Source organism: Vibrio gazogenes, assembly GCF_023920225.1.
GTDB classification, from domain to species: Bacteria; Pseudomonadota; Gammaproteobacteria; order Enterobacterales; family Vibrionaceae; genus Vibrio; species Vibrio gazogenes.
This window is the reverse complement of the sequence record NZ_CP092588.1, coordinates 1,119,575-1,137,695: the sequence shown is the minus strand read 5'-3', so window position 1 is coordinate 1,137,695 and position 18,121 is coordinate 1,119,575. Positions and strand designations below refer to the sequence as shown.

Annotated in this window: 13 protein-coding genes; all 13 read left to right on the top strand. The window is 47.8% G+C overall.

Going from position 1 to position 18,121, the window contains the following annotated elements; translation table 11 throughout:
• Position 1: 1 nt before the first annotated feature.
• The gene (gene tssE / locus MKS89_RS20600) at positions 2-439 is read left to right on the top strand and encodes a type VI secretion system baseplate subunit TssE (RefSeq protein WP_072963202.1); all 438 of its coding nucleotides are present in this window, start codon (positions 2-4) and stop codon (positions 437-439) included.
• Positions 440-442: 3 nt separating this feature from the next.
• Complete coding sequence (gene tssF / locus MKS89_RS20595; RefSeq protein WP_072963205.1) at positions 443-2,215, top strand: type VI secretion system baseplate subunit TssF; 1,773 nt, start codon at positions 443-445, stop codon at positions 2,213-2,215.
• Positions 2,179-3,195, top strand: a complete 1,017-nt coding sequence (tssG, locus tag MKS89_RS20590) for a type VI secretion system baseplate subunit TssG (RefSeq protein ID WP_072963208.1) — start codon at positions 2,179-2,181, stop codon at positions 3,193-3,195. Before tssF ends, tssG begins: the two co-directional genes overlap by 37 nt.
• Before the next feature lie 2 nt (positions 3,196-3,197).
• Positions 3,198-4,748 (top strand): type VI secretion system-associated FHA domain protein TagH, encoded by a 1,551-nt coding sequence (gene tagH, locus MKS89_RS20585; RefSeq protein ID WP_072963209.1) that lies wholly within the window; start codon positions 3,198-3,200, stop codon positions 4,746-4,748.
• Positions 4,745-5,242, top strand: a complete 498-nt coding sequence (gene tssJ / locus MKS89_RS20580; protein WP_370737037.1) for a type VI secretion system lipoprotein TssJ — start codon at positions 4,745-4,747, stop codon at positions 5,240-5,242. The genes tagH and tssJ overlap by 4 nt, the downstream gene beginning before the upstream one ends.
• 5 nt (positions 5,243-5,247) lie before the next feature.
• Positions 5,248-6,582, top strand: coding sequence for a type VI secretion system baseplate subunit TssK (gene tssK, locus MKS89_RS20575; protein WP_072963215.1), 1,335 nt, complete (start codon positions 5,248-5,250; stop codon positions 6,580-6,582).
• A 2-nt stretch (positions 6,583-6,584) separates the two neighbouring features.
• On the top strand, positions 6,585-7,358 hold the full coding sequence (icmH, locus tag MKS89_RS20570) for a type IVB secretion system protein IcmH/DotU (RefSeq protein WP_072963217.1): 774 nt from the start codon (positions 6,585-6,587) through the stop codon (positions 7,356-7,358).
• A 13-nt stretch (positions 7,359-7,371) separates the two neighbouring features.
• The gene (gene tssH, locus MKS89_RS20565) at positions 7,372-10,077 is read left to right on the top strand and encodes a type VI secretion system ATPase TssH (RefSeq protein WP_370737036.1); all 2,706 of its coding nucleotides are present in this window, start codon (positions 7,372-7,374) and stop codon (positions 10,075-10,077) included.
• 2 nt (positions 10,078-10,079) lie between these two features.
• Positions 10,080-11,615, top strand: coding sequence for a sigma-54 interaction domain-containing protein (locus MKS89_RS20560; protein WP_072963223.1), 1,536 nt, complete (start codon positions 10,080-10,082; stop codon positions 11,613-11,615).
• Positions 11,612-12,304, top strand: coding sequence for a type VI secretion system-associated protein VasI (gene vasI, locus MKS89_RS20555; RefSeq protein ID WP_235862436.1), 693 nt, complete (start codon positions 11,612-11,614; stop codon positions 12,302-12,304). The genes MKS89_RS20560 and vasI overlap by 4 nt, the downstream gene beginning before the upstream one ends.
• Before the next feature lie 8 nt (positions 12,305-12,312).
• A complete protein-coding gene (tssA, locus tag MKS89_RS20550) occupies positions 12,313-13,713 on the top strand; it encodes a type VI secretion system protein TssA (protein ID WP_072963225.1) in 1,401 nt (466 codons plus the stop codon).
• A 16-nt stretch (positions 13,714-13,729) separates the two neighbouring features.
• Entirely contained in the window at positions 13,730-17,278 is a 3,549-nt protein-coding gene (gene tssM / locus MKS89_RS20545) for a type VI secretion system membrane subunit TssM (protein WP_072963228.1), read from the top strand.
• Between the two features lie 62 nt (positions 17,279-17,340).
• On the top strand, positions 17,341-18,051 hold the full coding sequence (locus tag MKS89_RS20540; RefSeq protein ID WP_072963231.1) for a type VI secretion system ImpA family N-terminal domain-containing protein: 711 nt from the start codon (positions 17,341-17,343) through the stop codon (positions 18,049-18,051).
• The last annotated feature ends 70 nt before the right edge of the window (positions 18,052-18,121 follow it).

Sequence of the window (18,121 nt, the reverse complement as noted above, 5' to 3'; positions counted from 1 at the left end):
TATGTCTTATATTGCGCCTGAAGAGGTTGCATTTGGCGTCGGCTTCTTTGAACGTTTGGAAGCCGGCGAAAGACCCCGGTCTTTGACTCAGGGCCCAGATGCAAACGATGTGCTTAATTCGATCAAGCGGAACGTTTCCAATGTTCTGAATACTCGGCTGGGGGAAGCGCAGAGCGCCCCTGAGCTGGGTCTCGTCGATTTTAACGATGCGACACTGGAAACACTTGATCTGGCTGTCAGAATCCGCATGGCGATTAAGGACTGTTTGAGAAAATATGAGCCACGATTGAAAGATATTGTGGTGACGTCAGAAAGAGACGATTTGAACCCATTATCACTGAGATTTCGGATCACCGCAGAAGTGAATAGCAGTGCTGTTCATGACACGGTAAAACTGAATCTGTTATTGGATCAAAACCGTCAATATCGAGTGTATTGATACATGGCACAAGATAAGTACTTTCGAGAAGAACTTTCATTTTTGAAAGAGCAGGGGAAGCGTTTCACTGAAATCCATCCCCAGCTTTCTCGTTTTCTTCACGGTCAGGTGACCGACCCGGATGTTGAACGCCTACTGGAAGGTTTTGCATTCCTGACAGCACGCCTGCGTGAAAAAGTTGAAGATGAGTTTCCTGAGCTGACGCATTCGATTATTAACATGCTATGGCCGAACTATCTTCGGCCTGTTCCGAGCATGAGTATTGTTGCATTCCAGCCGGAATCGAAAGTCAGTGAGAAGCAGATTGTCCGCGCAGGTATTCAACTTGATAGTGCAGAGAAAGTCTTAGGCACGGTATGTCATTTCCGGACATGTCGTGACGTCGCAGTTTACCCTTTGGTGATTGAGGATATTACCTCTCACCACACGCGAGAATCGAGTACCGTTGATATCAATTTAGCGATGAAAGGCGAGATGTCTGTCGGAGAAGCGTTGGTTGACAGTTTACGCTTTTATCTTGGTGGCGAGCTGTATAGCGCACAAATGCTGTACCTGTGGCTTCATCACCATCTGGATAAAATGGTCATCGACGTCAATGGGACTGAGTTCAGTATTCCGCGGGATGCCCTTCAGTCGGTTGGTTTTGCCGGTGAAGATGCACTGTTGCCGTACCCGAAAAATGTGTATGAAGGATATCGGATTTTACAGGAGTATCTGTCATTTCCGGAGGCTTTCCACTTCTTTGATATTCATGCACTGGATAAAGTGTTGCCGAAATCAGTGCGTGGCAAAATGACGCTCCGCATTCATTTTTCGAAAACACTCCCGACAGATGTGCGGATTAATCAGAGCAGTTTCCAACTTTACTGTGTGCCGATTATTAACCTGTTCGAGCATGATGCGGATCCAATTGACTTGACCGGTAAGCAGTCTGAATATCGCGTGATTCCATCGAGTCGTTATCCGTCACACTATGAAGTATTCAGTATCGACGGCGTTTATGGCTGGCAGGATAAAACGCAGGATAGTCAACGGATTCGTGGTGAAAAACGCGTTTATCACCCATTTGAAAGTTTTCAGCATCAGGTTGAAAGAGCCAGACACCGCGAAGTGCTCTACTACCGTTCACGCGTCAAAGATAGTCAGCGTAATGATGGCTTCGACACCTTTATGTCGTTTATCCGTGGGGATGAAACGCTCTCGGTCGATGTCGATGAAGCGATTTCGATTCAACTGACCTGTACCAATCGATTATTACCGATTGAGCTTGGGGTCGGAGATATCTGTCAATCAACAGACACCTCGCCCGACTATGTGACGTTCAAAAATATTATTGCACCGACTCAGCCGTTGCGTCCGGTTTTGGATGGCAGCTTGCTGTGGGGGTTAATTTCAAATTTATCATTGAATTATCTGTCGCTGCTTTCGAAAGATGCACTGAGCAGTGTACTTAGAATTTATGACTTCCGCGCTCTTGTTGACCGTCAGGCCGAGCGTGTGGCGAAAAAGCGTTTGGAAGGCATCATCAAAATAGAATCGAAGCCCATAGACAAATTATTAAGAGGGCTTCCTGTACGTGGTTTGCAATCCGAGATTCATATTGATCAGAGCTGTTTTGGTTCGGAAGGTGATCTTTATCTGTTTGGTCGGGTGTTGAGCCACTTTTTTGCTTTGTATGCCAACATCAATTCATTTCATGAACTGATTTTGGTCAACGTCAGTAATAACGAGAAATACTCATGGGGAACCCGGACAGGGATGCAGCCGCTGATATAGATTCAGCTCAAAAAAAGCAAGCGCTCATACCAATACCGGATAAGGTGAGGTCGTACAATTTCTTCCAACTGGTGGAATTGTTACAAAAACTTCAGTGTTCAAATCCGGAAGATGAAGATTGGGAAAGAGTTTGTCGCCTGATATTCAGTGCGAATCCCAGCTTGGGGTTCTCGCCTGCTGATGTGAAGGATTTGACCCAGTTTGATGACGAACATTTGATTTTACAAACCAACTTTTTTGGTTTGACCGGATCGCAGTCTCCGTTACCCGGCTTCATTCTTGAGCAGTTGGCAGTTGAAGATCCGGGCGGATTCAAACGTCCTTTTCTGGATTTTTTCAATAACCGCCTGATTAATTTGGTCTATCGAATCTGGCGTAAATATCGTTATTACGTGCGTTTTCAGGACGACGCGCAGGACCTGTTTTCACAACAATTATTTGCGCTCGTCGGATTGGCTGATCCTGATTTAAGGGGCGATACACCAATCAACTGGTGCAAAATGCTCGCTTACGCGGGTGTACTGGCGGGACGAAGTCGTTCTCCGCAAGTGGTTGCGGGGATTATTGCCCACTGCTTTGATTTGGAAGATGTCAGCATCCGGCAGTGGGAAAAGCGCAGGGTGATGATTGACCCGTCGCAGCAACTTTCCCTTGGTCAGCAAAATGGCAACTTAGGGATGAACACCGTCATCGGTGAATCGGTGATGGATTGTAACGGTAAATTTGTGATTTGTATTAAAGGACTGTCACGCGAGCGATTTGCAGATTTTCTGCCGATCGGGAAGGAGTTTCAACCCCTGTGTAAGTTGGTGGAATTCGTCTTGCGAGAGCAGATGGCTTATGACTTGGAGCTCTCTATGGATGAGAAAGAAGTCCCCGTACTTCGATTGGACTCTCAGGATAGTGTGGCCTTGGGGTGGTATTCGTTTCTTGGCTCAGGTGAGCGCGAGAAAAATGTGTTAATTCAGGTGAGGCAATAGTGATGGTTCAAAGTAAACAGCCTTCCCTCAACATCATTGTCACCAATGTTCAGGTGTTGGAGTCCGGCTTGATCTCGCGGACGTCTTGGACGCCTGCCGGTGGAACAATCGGAACGGCGGCAGATAGTTTCTGGCACCTCTCGGATAAGAATGGCGCCATTTACCCGAATCATTGTGAAATTGTGGTCGTTGACGGCGCTTTTTGCGTTCGTGATAACTGCGGTGCAACTTATGTGAATGGTTCGTCGATGCCGTTGGGCCGCAACAACTTAGCCCGGTTGGAAAACAAAGATGAAATTCAAGTCGGTCCTTACTCTCTCCGTGTTCATTTAGGCAATACGGGTGATGATGATATTGCTTCAAGCAATGTACTGGAGCAGTTATTTGATGACGATCGTCACAGTCTTTTAGCGGACGATAACGGTGAAGCCGAGACTTTACACCGTACCGATAAAGTCGATCACAGCGTGACGGACCCATTAATGGCACTGGATGAACTCTCTCCCCAGAACAAAGATGACAGTTATGTGCTGATTGATGGTGATGAAGATGAAGTCCGGGCAGAAGATGAAAACCAAGAACAACCTTTGCTCGCTGCTGAAGAATATTACCAGCAGCCATTGCAGGAAACGCAGCAGGAAAACGGTGAATACGATATGACCGCGTCGATTAGTCTGAAGAAAATCTTCAGATTCGGGGCACTCAAGTTGGGCAGAAAGCCCAAAGCAGACGTACGGCAGGCGGCGCCTGCCAATACGCGCAGTAACCACACTAATGCGACAGACAATCAATCTGTGCACAACCGATCTGTGAGTCATGGATCAGTCGATTATCAATCAGTGAACAACGAATCAGAGGGCTATGGGATGGATGAGAACGTACTCGATCTACTCGAAGAAGAAGTCGCAAAAAGCATGTCATCGACATCAGAACAGTCTGTTGAAACAAATCATCATGGAAAACATCTGCTGACCGGTCCGATGCTGGATGGCTTGGGTGTGGATCTGACCGATAGCCATGATATGGAAAAAATGCACTTCCTTTCCGAAGAGCTGGGTCTGTCGTTGCAGGCATGTGTCAAAGGATTACTGGAGCTGCACAAACAAGTGAATCACGGTCGTTTCGATATGATGAACCGCAATCTTCAGCCAATTGAAGATAATCCGTTGCGGTTGGGTCTGTCTTATGAAGAGACCATGAGAACCATGTATGACTCGCAAAAGAGTCTGGTGCATTTGTCGGCACCGGCAGCCATTACTGAAAGTTTGAAAAGCATTCAAGATCATAACGAAGCCGTTCAGTATGCGACGACAGAAGCATTGAGTCAGATACTGGCAGCATTCTCTCCTCAGGTACTCTTGCGTCGCTTCAATAATTATAAGCGCCCGAATGAGCAACGCAGCAACTCTGAGGACGAATGGGCTTGGAATATGTATAGCAGCTACTACCAAGAACTGACGTCTAACCGTCAAAAAGGATTTGAAAAGCTGTTTTGGGAAATTTTCGAACAGGCTTACGACAAGAAAATCCGTGAGAAGCAACTGGAGTTCTGATTGTGAAAAAGTTTGCTTGTGTTTTATTCGCTTTGCTAATGCTTACTGCGTGCAGCAGTAGCAGTAGCACGGCAGCAGATGAATATAATCCGGCAGAAGCTCCGACAACAGTGACATTCAGTATGGTGACGGATGCTGGTGTAAACCCCAATATCTGGGGCGAAGCATCACCGATTGAAGTACAGGTCTTTGAACTGGAAGATGATTCCATGTTCATGTCAGCCGACTATGACACGATCAAAGCCAACTATAAGAAAGCGCTCCGGAGTAACTTTGTCAGAGATTACGATTATATGATGATGCCCGGTCAGTTTAAGTTTGTGAATGCATTCAAAATTTCTCCGGATACGCATTATATCGGTGTCATGGCCCATTTTGCCGAACCCGAACTGAGTGAATGGAAGAAAGCTGTCAAGGTCTTGAATAAAGGCCGTGAGTATCACCTGCTGATGCTGTTCAAAGACTACGATGTTAAATTAGAAAAAGTGGAATAATCGAGATGTTTGCACGTAACCGTGTTATCTGGAACGAAGGATTGTTTATCAAGCCTCAGCATTTCCAACAACAACAACGATATACAGAATACTATGTTGATGCACGGATGAATTCTGTCAGTGGCTATCTGTACGGCATCTCTGAGCTGGCATTAAATCCGGAATATCTGGCATTCGGCCGGATTGCAATTGAACGTTTATCAGGCGTGATGCCTGACGGTACTGTTTTTAACATTCCGCAGGAAGACTCACTCCCTGAGCCGCTGGAAATCGAAGATGCTTCACTGGCCGGGCAATTGGTCTATCTGGCACTGCCATTGCGGACCGAATCGCTGCTCGAAGTGAGTTGGCCGGAGGAACGCGGCACCGGGCGTTATGAAAGTCGCCGGATGGATGTCCGCGATGTCCAAAGTATGCAGGGCGATACCACCACGATCGATGTGTCTCCGGTGCGCATGCATCTGATGCTGGAAAAAGAAGACCGCAGCTCCTATGCATCATTTGCCATTGCCCGGATTCTCGAAAAACGCCCGGATGGGAGTTTGGTGTTGGATCCTGAATTTATCCCGTGTCATCTCAATTCATCTGTCAACGTGACGCTGCATCGGGTGGTGACTGAAATCGCCGGACTGATGAATGAACGCGCGAAAAGTATCGCAGAACGGATCAGTTCTCCCGGTCAGGGCGCGGTGGCTGATGTGTCTGACTTTATGTTATTACAGGCGCTGAACCGCTTGCAGCCGCTGATTGAGCATTTATCCAAACTCCGGACGCTTCATCCAGAACGGCTGTTTGAATGTTTAGCGTCGATTTGTGGTGAGTTGGCAACGTTTACCGATGAAAGTCGTCTACCGCCAACCATTCCGGTTTATAACCATGACATGCCGACGGACTGTTTCATGACGCTGATTCGTCACATGAGACAGAGCCTGAGTGTCGTGCTTGAACCGCGTGCGGTTTCTATCCAGTTGGATAAACGCAAATATGGCCTCATGGTTGCGCCAATCCATGACACCAACCTTATGGAAGATGCCGACTTTATTATTGCTGTTAAAGCAAGAATGCCGCTGGATGAGCTGCGTCGTGTGTTCGTACAACAGACCAAAGTCGCTTCTGTTGAGAAGATCAGAGAGCTGATTTCTCTCCAACTGCCGGGTATCCCATTGACGCCGCTACCTGTTGCGCCGCGTCAGCTCCCTTACCATGCGGGCTATACCTACTATCAACTTGATAAATCCAGTTCAGCTTGGTCAATGATCAGACAAGCCAGCGGCTTTGCTTTCCATGTGGCAGCGGCATTTGAAGACCTTGACTTACAATTCTGGGCGATAAGGAGTTAATTGTGGTGCAGAATACGGGTGAACACATTGACAATTTATTGTTTGATAATGTGGAAAATATCAACCGGGACCAAGACTATTGGTTCCAATTACGGGGGGATAACCCCAATGTCCTGATTGATGCAGCGACCCCGTTATTTGGTCTGTCACTCCGGGTTCGGAGTATGACCAGTTGTCCGAATATCGAACAGATCTATCATCAAACGGTTGAAGAGATCAAAGCGATTGAAATCGAACTGACCGAGAAAGGTTTTGATAATGCCGTATTGATGGCTTATCGATACATCTTGTGTACGTTTCTCGATGAAGCCGTCATGGGCACGGAATGGGGCTCTTCCAGTATCTGGGCATCCCACTCAATGCTTTCTCGTTTTCATAATGAAACTTGGGGTGGAGAAAAGGTCTACACCATTCTTGCTCGTCTTGAAGGCGAACCGCAACGCTACAAGCTTCTGTTGGAATTTATCTATCACTGCCTGATCCTCGGCTTCGAAGGCAAGTATCGCGTGATGGAAAATGGTCACAATGAGCGCGAAAGAGTGATCAGTCACTTATACGATATGCTGGCCGCGCTTGAAGAGAAAAAGATTCAACCACTCAATCAAGCCAATCAACATATCGTCGATGCCAAGTACCGTCTGAATCGTCAACTGCCGGTTTGGTCCGTTTTTCTTGGATTCTTCCTGCTGTGGAGCGGGATCTTTCTGGGTTACACATGGTTATTGCACGAGAAATCGGCTGACGTTGTGAACCAGTTAAGTCAACTTCTTAATTAATTTTTTAGGCTAGGTGATCGCTGTGATCCGAATTGAATTACCCACTCTTATTTCAAAGTTAAACCAACAAAGTAAGCTGGCGCTTGAGCAGGCGGCTTCTTTATGTATTGAACGTCAACATCCTGAAGTGACGCTAGAACACTATCTCGATGTTCTGCTGGACAACCCGCTGTCAGATATCCGTGTCATCCTCAAGCAGGCCAATATCGATTTTGAAAATGTCAGACAAGCTATTGCCAGCTCGTATACGCGTGAACATGCACTGGACACTTATCCTGCTTTTTCGCCATTACTGGTTGAGTTATTGCAGGAAGCCTGGTTATTGTCCACTACCGAGCTGGATCAAAATGAATTACGCTCCGGTGCGATTTTTCTGGCGGCACTGACTCGGGTTGATCGCTATCTGCCCGTACGACTAATCGCCCTGTTAGAAAGTATTAACCGGGAAACGCTGAAGAAAAACTTCGCGGCTGTTGTCGCCGATTCCTCTGAAACGGCAGTCGATAAAACGGCAGAAAAAAGTAGCGCGAAATCTCCCCTGACAGAAGCAAGCACACCGTTACAGAAATACTGTTCGAATGTCAGTGAGCAGGCCCGTCGTGGTGAGCTGGATCCGGTCTTATGCCGTGAAAATGAAATCAATCTGATGATTGATATCCTGTGTCGTCGCCGCAAGAACAACCCGATTGTCGTCGGTGATGCCGGGGTCGGTAAAAGTGCCATGATTGAAGGCCTTGCGCTGCGAATCGTTGCTGGCAACGTGCCTGACCAACTGAAAAATGTCGATATCATGGCGCTCGATTTAGGTTTGCTTCAGGCCGGAGCGTCAGTCAAAGGTGAATTCGAGAAACGCCTTAAAGGTGTGATTGATGCGATTAAAACGTCACCGACGCCAATTATTCTGTTTATCGATGAAGCGCACACCTTGATCGGTGCCGGTAATCAGGAAGGTGGCGCCGATGCGGCCAACTTGCTCAAACCGGCACTTGCCCGTGGTGAGCTGAGTACCGTTGCTGCGACGACTTGGAAAGAGTACAAAAAATATTTTGAAAAAGATCCGGCGCTGACCCGTCGTTTCCAACTGGTGAAACTGGAAGAGCCAAGCATCGGTCAGGCGGTTGATATCCTGCGTGGTCTGAATAGTGTGTATGAAAAAGCCCACCACGTTTTGATCACCGATGAAGCATTGAAAGCGGCTGCTGAACTATCGGCTCGCTATATTTCAGGACGCCAACTGCCGGATAAAGCCATTGATGTTTTAGATACCGCTTGTGCCAGAATTGCGATTCACCTGACCACGCCACCGAAGCGCCTTGCTCAGTTGGAAACCAATTGCTATCAGCGCCAGTTAGAAATCGACATGCTCGAAAGGGCACAGTTCCTCGGCAGTGAAAATGATGTCAAACGTCTGGATGAGCTGCGTGCTCAGGAAGCGCAAGACGAAGCGGAAAAATTAACGCTGCTTGAAAGCTGGGAAAGTCAGAAAACGCTGGTTGAATCCATTATTGAGCTCCGTTCACAGTTGATTGCGCTTTCGTTGCAACACGCTGAGGGCGATGCACAACCGGCTGAAGCCACTTCATTTGAAGTCTTGGATGAGTTGGTTGAAGGGCAGGAAGCATCCGCAGAGCAATCGCCACAAGAGGTGATGGAAACGCTGAAGCGTGAACTGCAAGAGAAGTATGCCACGCTTGAAGCGATTCCGCATCGTGAGCGTCTGATTTATCCGCAAGTCGATTCAGACCAGATTGCAGAAGTGATTGCAGACTGGACGGGCGTGCCTGTCGATCAAATGAATACTGATGAATTGCACAAAATTACCCATCTGACGTCTATTTTAGGGGAAACCATCAAAGGTCAGGACACGGCTATCGAACGGGTTCACCGTCATTTATTGACAGCCCGTGCCGACTTACGTCGTCCCGGCCGTCCGAAAGGGGCTTTCCTGTTGGTGGGACCAAGTGGTGTCGGTAAAACCGAAACGGTGATTCAGTTAGCTGAACAACTTTATGGCGGACAACAATTCCTGACCACCATCAACATGTCTGAATACCAAGAAAAACATACCGTTTCACGTTTGATCGGTTCACCTCCGGGTTATGTCGGTTACGGTGAAGGGGGAGTGTTGACGGAAGCGATCCGCAAAATGCCTTATTCGGTGGTACTGCTGGATGAAGTTGAAAAAGCGCATCCTGAAGTGCTGAATATTTTCTATCAGGCGTTTGATAAAGGTGAGCTTGCCGATGGTGAAGGGCGAGTTATCGACTGTAAGAACATCGTGTTCTTCCTGACATCGAATCTCGGTTATCAGACCATTGTTGATTATGCTGACGAACCGAAAATCATTGCAGACCGATTATATCCTGAACTGGCTGACTTCTTTAAACCAGCGCTGTTGGCTCGGATGGAAGTGATTCCTTACTTACCGCTCAAGAAAGAAGTCTTGGCTGAAATTGTTCAGGCGAAACTGACTCGTTTGGAAAAAATATTCCAAGAGCGTTATGCCGCAGAAGTTGAGATTGCCGATTCATTGATTGAGGAAATCCTGACCCGGGCGACCCGTTCTGAAAATGGTGCGCGGATGCTGGAAGCGATTATCGAAGGCCAACTGTTACCACCGGTCTCGCTGGCACTGTTGAACAAGCTTGCGCAGCGTGAATCGATTAACCGGGTCTATCTGGCTGCGGTTGATGGTGAATTCATCGGTGAGGTTGAATAAGGATGAACCGCTGGTTAACTTACGCGACCGATCTCGTCGGTATCAGAAAAGCGCAGCAATTAGCGACGCTTTTTATCGATACGGTTTCACGTGAGTTGGATCTCGACACTTGCTTATTGCTGGTACCCAGTGCTGATGGGCGGACATTAGTCCCTCATCGGCCTGATCTGGAGATGGTGTGGTCGGTGAGTGATTTTGACTGTCCGTTCGCCCATGTTCTCCAGTCCTCAAAACCGATGGCATTGTCATTAGAGAGTTTGGTTTTTTGGCAATCTAATCGTGCATTTGCCCAGTTGACTGAATCCGTCGGTATGTTTGACGTTGTCCGCATTGTTCCGTTACCCCTTCATCAGGATGTCGTGAAGACCCTGCTATTTCTGATTGGTGAGACGGAACATCTTCAGCAGATATTTTCTGATGACGATTTTTGCCGTTATGTGGATGTATTCAGCCAACAGTGGACGCTGTTAACCGATATTGAACGTGAAGAGCAGCATCAACGCGATCTCCGCGAATCTCTGTTCGATGTTGAGCGAGCCCGTGAGCAGCAACGTCTGAGTGACTCTTTGTCCCAGACGTTGGTGGGCCAGAGTGCACCGATGATCAAACTCAGAGAGCAGATTGTCAGTGCCGCCGGTTCTCAGTTATCGGTGATGATTCAGGGCGATACGGGAACAGGGAAAGAGCTGGTGGCTCAGGCGGTGCATGACTTGTCCGAACGGGCCGATCAAGCCTTTATTGCGATTAACTGTGCCGCGATTCCGGAAAACTTACTTGAGAGTGAGTTGTTCGGGTATAGCAAAGGCGCTTTCTCCGGGGCCGAAGCCGATAAACAGGGACTGATCGCACAGGCAAATGGCGGCACGCTCTTTCTTGATGAAATCGGTGATATGCCTTTGGTCCTGCAAGCCAAGTTGTTGCGAGTGCTTGAAACGCGAACATTCCGTCCGGTTGGCGGTAAAGAAGAACTGACTTCCGATTTTCGGCTGGTTTCTGCCACGCACGTCAATCTATTGAGTCAAGTTCGTCAGAAAGCATTTCGCCAAGATCTCTATTATCGGCTGTTTCAATACCCGATTACCGTGCCATGTTTGACCGAGCGAATCGATGATATTGCGTTATTGAGTCAGCATTTTGTTCAGCTATTCAATGACTCGCACGGCACTCAGATCCGTGGGTTGAATTACAAAGCGATTGATTGCCTGAAACAGCACAATTTCAACGGCAATGTGCGTGAGCTCAAGCATTTAATCGAGTTTGGATGTGCACAGACACAAGACGGCCATGAAGTTCAGGTGAATAGTTTTATTCATCGGATCCTGCCTCGGGAGGAGGTCAACCTGTTTCAGGTTGAAGAGCCGGAGTCGTGTACTGTGATTAAAGATCTCAAACAGGCGATCCAGGATTTTGAATCAAAAATTATCAGAGAACGTCTGCGATTGTTTTCCGGTGACCGAGCCAAAGCGGCAGAAAGCTTAGGCATTCCCAAACGGACACTGGCTTACAAATGCCAGAAACTGGAGATTAAAGCGCCATGAAATTAAGAATTTCTCGCTCAGTCATGAGCTTGGCGACACTGATGTTATTTCCCGCGGTTGCAGCGATGGCCGCAACCGACCCCCAAATGCCGAAGCCGGAGGTTTTAACCAAACCGGAGCAGTTGGTTGAGCAGGCAAATCAGTGTCGGAGTGTCTCGGAGCGTCTGGAACGATTACGTTGTTTTGATCGCGTGTTTGAAACCCCGTTGCATCTGACGCCAGTCAAAGCGCAGAAGATCGGTGCATCAGAGTCGTGGCTACATGCGATGGATTCATTGGCAAAACTCGGTGAGGGCCAAATGATGCACCTGACCGAACAAGGGGATGATGCGTGGTTGATTCTGTTGGCATCGAATCCCGCATCACGGTTCGCGAATGATCAAAAACCAGTGTTGATGATGAGCTGTATTCACCGTATCAGTCGGGTGGAATTGGCACTGCCAAGTGAGATCCCCGATGCCAGAGCCAAAGTGACGATTCAGCGTGAAACGCAATACTGGCGTAGCGATGATGCAGGATTGTTACTCTCCTCAGGACGCGGTATGCCGGCGATTAGCCTGATGCGGATTATGGCCAACAAAGACAATACGGTGTTGCGTTCTAATTCAAAGGTGATTGATGGTCTGACTTTCGATACCTCGGGTTTGAGCGACGCACTCAAGCCATTAAGAACACGTTGTGATTGGTAACTGAAATTATGGAACTATCTGAATATCGCCCGTGCATTACCACACCGATTGAGGGAGAGAACCCAGTCGGTGAACGGTTGATTGACGATTCATTATTTGATTTTGTCGAAGATCAGATGATGAAAGTCGGTTCTCTTTCTCATGCCAGTGTGCAATGGGATGAAGTTGAGCACAGTGTTTTAAAACTACTCAAAGAAAAATCGAAAGATATCAAGCTGTTGGTTTATCTCTTACAGTGTTTGCATCATCAAGTGACACCGGCTCGGTTTAATTTGTCTCTGTTTATCTGGGCTGATTTTATCTCGTTATTCTGGGAAGAGAGTTATCCGGCACCGGGGCCGCGAGGCGCATTACCACGGCGTAAATTTTTCGGCCAGATCATTCAGCGCTTTGGCATCGTCATCGAAAAACAGGATTTCAATCGTTTTTCCGGTGAGTTAATGAGCGATCTGGAAAGTGCGCTGGATAGCCTCAATCAGGCGGTGGAAACCAAAGGGCTGGTGACCGAAGACTTCACCGGTCTTCAAAACACCATTCGCTCAAAAATGCGCTTGGCTGAAGAGCGTCAGCGTGCTGAGCAGAAAGCGCAGAAGCCGAAAGCACAACAGCAGGAAACCACAACAACCAGCAGTCCCTTATCGGTTGACAGTTCCAGTGATAAGGCGGCCAGACAGACATTGTTGAAAGTGTCTGAGTTTCTCGCTGAACAAGAACAAGGCATCGGACTTGCGATTCGCTTGCGGCGTCATGCGGTGTGGTCAGGCATTCTTTCCGAGCCGGATCATAATTCGGACGGAGAAACGATGCTGCGGCCGATGCAGCAAGATCGCGTCAAAGATTACCAAGATCTGATGCGTAGCCCTGACTTGTCCCTATGGCGCAAGATTGAACAGAGTCTGACGATGGCCCCTTATTGGTTTGAAGGGCAGATGATGAGTTATCAAATTGCTCAGGCTTTGGATAAAAAAGATTGGTGTCGGGCCATTCGGGAAGAAGCGGCTTATTTTCTTGAGCGTTTACCCAAGTTAAAAGAACTGAAGTTTAAAGGCGGGCAACCGTTTGTTTCAGAAGAAGTGAATACATGGCTGGGAGAGCAGGAGCAGGCGACCACGCAGGCTTCGGTGGTCGGAAGCTGGCAGGAAAAACGTAAGGAAGCATTTACTTTGGCAAAAGAAGCCGGAATTGCTGTCGCTCTCTCCATGATTAATGGCGGCCTTGAAAAGGCGGTCGAACCCCGAGATAAATTTTATTGGCGGATGATGTCTGCTGATCTGCTCAATGATCATGGTTTTTCAGCCATGGCCGAAGAGCAGTATCAGACATTGTATCGTCAGGCGGGTTCAGCAAGTGTTTCAGAGTGGGAACCCTCACTCATGCAACGATTAGAGAAATATTCAACGTCAGAGTAAGCGAAGGATATCGTCCATGTTGAAAAAGATTTTCGGGCTGCTAAAAAAATTAATGCCGAGTATGGTAGCACTGGTACCGGCATTACTGCTCATTAGCTTTATTTTAATTAATATTGCCATTTGGTGGGCTGGTCCATGGCTCACGATTTATGACACGAAACCATTAGCGAGTATTACGGCACGGATCTTTGCCAGTGTGCTCGTGTTCTTGCTGGCGGCCGCGGTATGGGGTTTCTGGCAGTGGCGGAAACTCCAGAATTACGAAGCTGAACAACAAAAAGAAGAAATTTTCCGTCAAGACCCGGTCAAACTGATGGAAGAACGGCAAGAAGTTGAGCTGAATCAGGTGATTACCAATATGCGTAAGAGCCTGAAGAATAAGCGCGATTTTCTGTATTCTTCCCCCTGGTATCTGGTGCTCGGGTTAGAAAATGCGGGCAAAACCAGCCTGATTAACCGCTCCGGACAGAACTTTACTTTGTCTTCGGTCATGCGGGCTTCCGGGCAACGCAGCGAAAACCCTTATTCATTCGACTGGTGGATCGGCGATAAGGCGGTCGTCATTGACCCCGACGGTGAGTTGCTGACGCAAGGTAATCGTGATGAAGACAATGACGGTGAAATGGAACGCCGCTTGTGGAAGCACTTTGTTGAATGGTTAGAGCGTACCCGCAGCCGTCGTCCGCTGAATGGGATTGTACTGGCGCTGGACGTATCGCATTTGGCGACAGCTAAAGCATCCGAGCGAAAAGCTTATGCGAGTATCCTGCGTGCGCGACTACGTGAGTTGATGGAAACCATGTCGATTCAGTTACCGGTCTATATTGCACTGACCAAACTGGATTTGCTCTATGGCTTTGAACCTTTTTTCAGACACTATTCCAAAGCAGAACGAGAAGAAGCATTAGGATTTACGTTCCAGCTCAATCCGAATGATGACCAAGATGCTTGGTTACAAGAGTTCGAAAATGACTATCTCCAATTCATGTCAACGATTAATGACATGTTGCCAAAAGCGGTTTCTATTCCGATGGAAGCCGATGAACGCCATGGCGTTTATAGTTTCAGCCGACAAATTTCCGGGCTGAAAGACATTCTGACGCAGTTCTTCCGCGAAACATTGGGCAATGACCAATATTCGCTATCTGCCGTGGTTCGGGGGGCTTACTTTACCTCGGTCTATCAGCAAGGCGTCCCGACCAATGCGTTTGATGATGCCGCCTCGCGTCGTTACGGCTTAGATCACGCGATCAACCGGGCGCAAATTGCAAAAAATTCGACGGTCTATTTTGCGTCGCAGTTATTCAGCAACATTATTTATGCCGAATCAGGTCTGGCATCCGATAACCGTCGGGTTGCCAAACGAAAACGGCGTCTGATGATGTTGTCGGGTGTGACTTGTACCATCGCATCGTTATTACTGTTTGGGGCATGGCAACGCTACTATGCGGTCAACGTAGAACATGCGGATGCGGTACTGACCAAGGTGAATCAGTTTAAGAATGAGTTGCCGAAAAATATCTATCAGGCATCGCAACGCGATATGCTCGACTCACTGAATAAAATTCGTCAGGCCACGCTGGAATTCGGTTTCTTCCGCAACAAATCGAAATATTTTTCAGATATGGGGCTGTATCAAGGTCACACCATCGGGCCGATGGTTGAAAAGACCTACCTGAACCTGTTGGAAACCCGTTTTCTGCCGATCCTGCTGTCTGATGTGATCGTGAAAATGAATGAAGCGGACACCGAAGTTGAAAAACTGGATGCGCTGCGGGTTTATCGCATGATGACCGATAAAGAAGGGCGTTATAAAGACATCGTGCTGGATTACTTCGGTAAATACTGGCAGCAAGAGTTCCCGGCTCGCCGTGCCGTTCAGGAAGAACTGATGGGGCATTTAGACTATGCGATGGATCATACAGATCTGACGACAGCCCGGAAAAACGGTGATCCGAACGCGGATAAAATTATGGGTGCATACGATCAGACCATTGCCAAAGTTCAGACTGAACTGAATGCGATGCCGAACAAGCAGCGTGTCTATCGTAACCTTAAACTGAATGCACCGACGGTACTTGGCCCGTCACTGAACCTGCGTAATCTGGTCGGGCCGATCTTTGACCTCGTCTTTGATGAGCGCGTGATGAACGGTGATGGGTTATACATTCCGCAAATGCTGACCAAACGCGGTTTTGAAGACTATTTCATTCCGCAGGTTGAATCGGTTTCTAAGCTGGCCTTGATCGATGGCTGGGTTTTGGGACAGAACCGTTCTGCTGAGTTCAGTGAAGCTGACAAGCAAGATCTACGGGATAAAATCCGCGGACTTTATGTGGCGGACTATACCAAGACTTGGCGTGCAGCATTGGCAGAAGTGGATATCAAATACTTCAAAGACATCAACGATGCGGTCACGGTACTGGATAATATCACCAGTAGTGTTGAGCCAATCCAGCGTCTGCTGAGAACGCTGGAAGCCAACACCAAAATGATCGCCGGTATTCCGGATGATTCTGCGGCACAGAGCGAGCTGCTCAAATCACCGAAGTATCGTGTGGCGTCGATGATTGATACTCCGTTCGCCGATCTGAACGGTATGCTGGACGCGGTTGGTGACAAACCGGCTTATATCAACGAAGTGATGGGTTCGATTGATGAACTGAAGCTCTACCTGAAAGGAATTCAGGCATCACCTGATATGGGGATGGCAGCGCTTAACGCGACCAAGGCGAGAATGAAGCTGGTCAATGGCGATCCGATTTATACCCTCAGACGGGTTGCATCAGGATTACCGGCACCGTTGGATCGCATCTTGACCAAACTGGCGGATGAAAGCTGGTATGTGATCAAGCAAGAAGCGGTGAAATATCTGGAAGTGCGTTGGCATGATGATGTTTACCGTGTCTTCCGCGAGAAACTGGCGGATCGCTATCCGTTCAATCCAAACTCGAACAAAGATGCATCATTGACTGACTTTGAAGAATTCTTTGCCCCGAATGGTATTTTGGATAGTTTCTACCAGAATCAGTTGAAGATTTTCATTGATGAGAAAGTCGGCTTATCTGACTCAGAAAGCGGTCAGAGTGTGGTGAAATCTGAAGTATTGGAGCAGATTGAACGGGCACGACAAATTCAGGATGCGTTCTTCAATCGTAAAGGTGTGCTGGATGTGAGCTTCTCGATTGAACCGATACGCTTGACGGGGAATAAGCGGCGCAGTGTGCTGAATGTTGACGGACAGTTCTTGTCGTATAGTCATGGTTCAAGAGAAAACGTGGAGTTGATTTGGCCGAATACACTGCGTGATTCTGCAATCTCGAAAATTACGCTGATTCCGACCAAATCGAATCTGTCGCCACGGAGTATTATTATTCAGGGACCATGGGCATTCTTCCGCTTACTTGATGCGGGTGATGTGCTGGCCGCAAGTACCACCTCGGTAGACTATAAGTTTACGGTTGATGGCGGTGATATGGTGTACCGAATTAACTCTGAAGCCGATATGAATCCGTTTACCCAGCGTTTGTTTAAATCATTCAAACTCTCAGGTAACCTGTATTAATATTCAACACATTGTGGAGTGCCTGCGGGCACTCCCTGCATGAATTAGGGCAATTGAACGCCATGTCCCCACGATTATTGATTGAAAACACACCTTTCATACTCACAGCCGAACAAGAAGAACTACACAATCACACCCTGTATCAGGCGGTCAAGAAAGAGATTTATCGCGAGCGTTCTCCCTTTGCCGGTGGTACGGATTGGGAACTGGTCAAACAGAACAGTGAGCAATTGGCACAAGTCACCGGACTGGATTTGGCGATGTGTGTGTATTATAGCATTGCTTGTCTCAAGCTGGATGGATTACGCGGCTACACCAACGGGCTGGAGCTGATGTATGGCTGTCTGGTCAGCCTGAAAGACGAGATCAAAGAGAGCGATAAATATATTGAGCGGTTATTTCATTGGGCCAATGCACAAGCGTTGATTGAACTGCAAAACCTGCGCGCCAGTTATGAAATATTGCGTGAGCTTTATCGTTGTGAACAGCTTTGTGATCGCATCAGTTATTTGCTTCAGTCGGAAAGGCCGGGTGTGAAAGCTGACTTTGAGTCGATCGGTTATATTATTTTTGAACAGATTGACCGACTGGAAACCTGTTATCAGGTGGCTTTAAAACGTCGGGAGTTTACCGAAAACGGCCGCCCTGCGGCGGTTGTGCAGGTTACCAAACCGGGCACCAGTTGGTGGAAACTGGCGCTGATGTTTGTGTTAGGGGGCGCTCTGGCCGGTGGTGGTGTGTACTGGTGGCTATTGCAGACACTTGGCAATTGAATGGCTTTTTAAAGGCATCAGTTAGAATGATTGAAAGCCCCTGATGAAAGGGGCTTTTCTCGTTTTACAG

Coding starts and splice junctions, on each gene's coding strand:
- tssA (WP_072963225.1), top strand. CDS start 12,313: ATGGAACTATCTGAATATCGCCCGTGCATTACCACACCGATTGAGGGA.
- tssM (WP_072963228.1), top strand. CDS start 13,730: ATGTTGAAAAAGATTTTCGGGCTGCTAAAAAAATTAATGCCGAGTATG.
- MKS89_RS20560 (WP_072963223.1), top strand. CDS start 10,080: ATGAACCGCTGGTTAACTTACGCGACCGATCTCGTCGGTATCAGAAAA.
- tssG (WP_072963208.1), top strand. CDS start 2,179: ATGGGGAACCCGGACAGGGATGCAGCCGCTGATATAGATTCAGCTCAA.
- tssE (WP_072963202.1), top strand. CDS start 2: ATGTCTTATATTGCGCCTGAAGAGGTTGCATTTGGCGTCGGCTTCTTT.
- tagH (WP_072963209.1), top strand. CDS start 3,198: ATGGTTCAAAGTAAACAGCCTTCCCTCAACATCATTGTCACCAATGTT.
- MKS89_RS20540 (WP_072963231.1), top strand. CDS start 17,341: ATGTCCCCACGATTATTGATTGAAAACACACCTTTCATACTCACAGCC.
- vasI (WP_235862436.1), top strand. CDS start 11,612: ATGAAATTAAGAATTTCTCGCTCAGTCATGAGCTTGGCGACACTGATG.
- tssF (WP_072963205.1), top strand. CDS start 443: ATGGCACAAGATAAGTACTTTCGAGAAGAACTTTCATTTTTGAAAGAG.
- tssK (WP_072963215.1), top strand. CDS start 5,248: ATGTTTGCACGTAACCGTGTTATCTGGAACGAAGGATTGTTTATCAAG.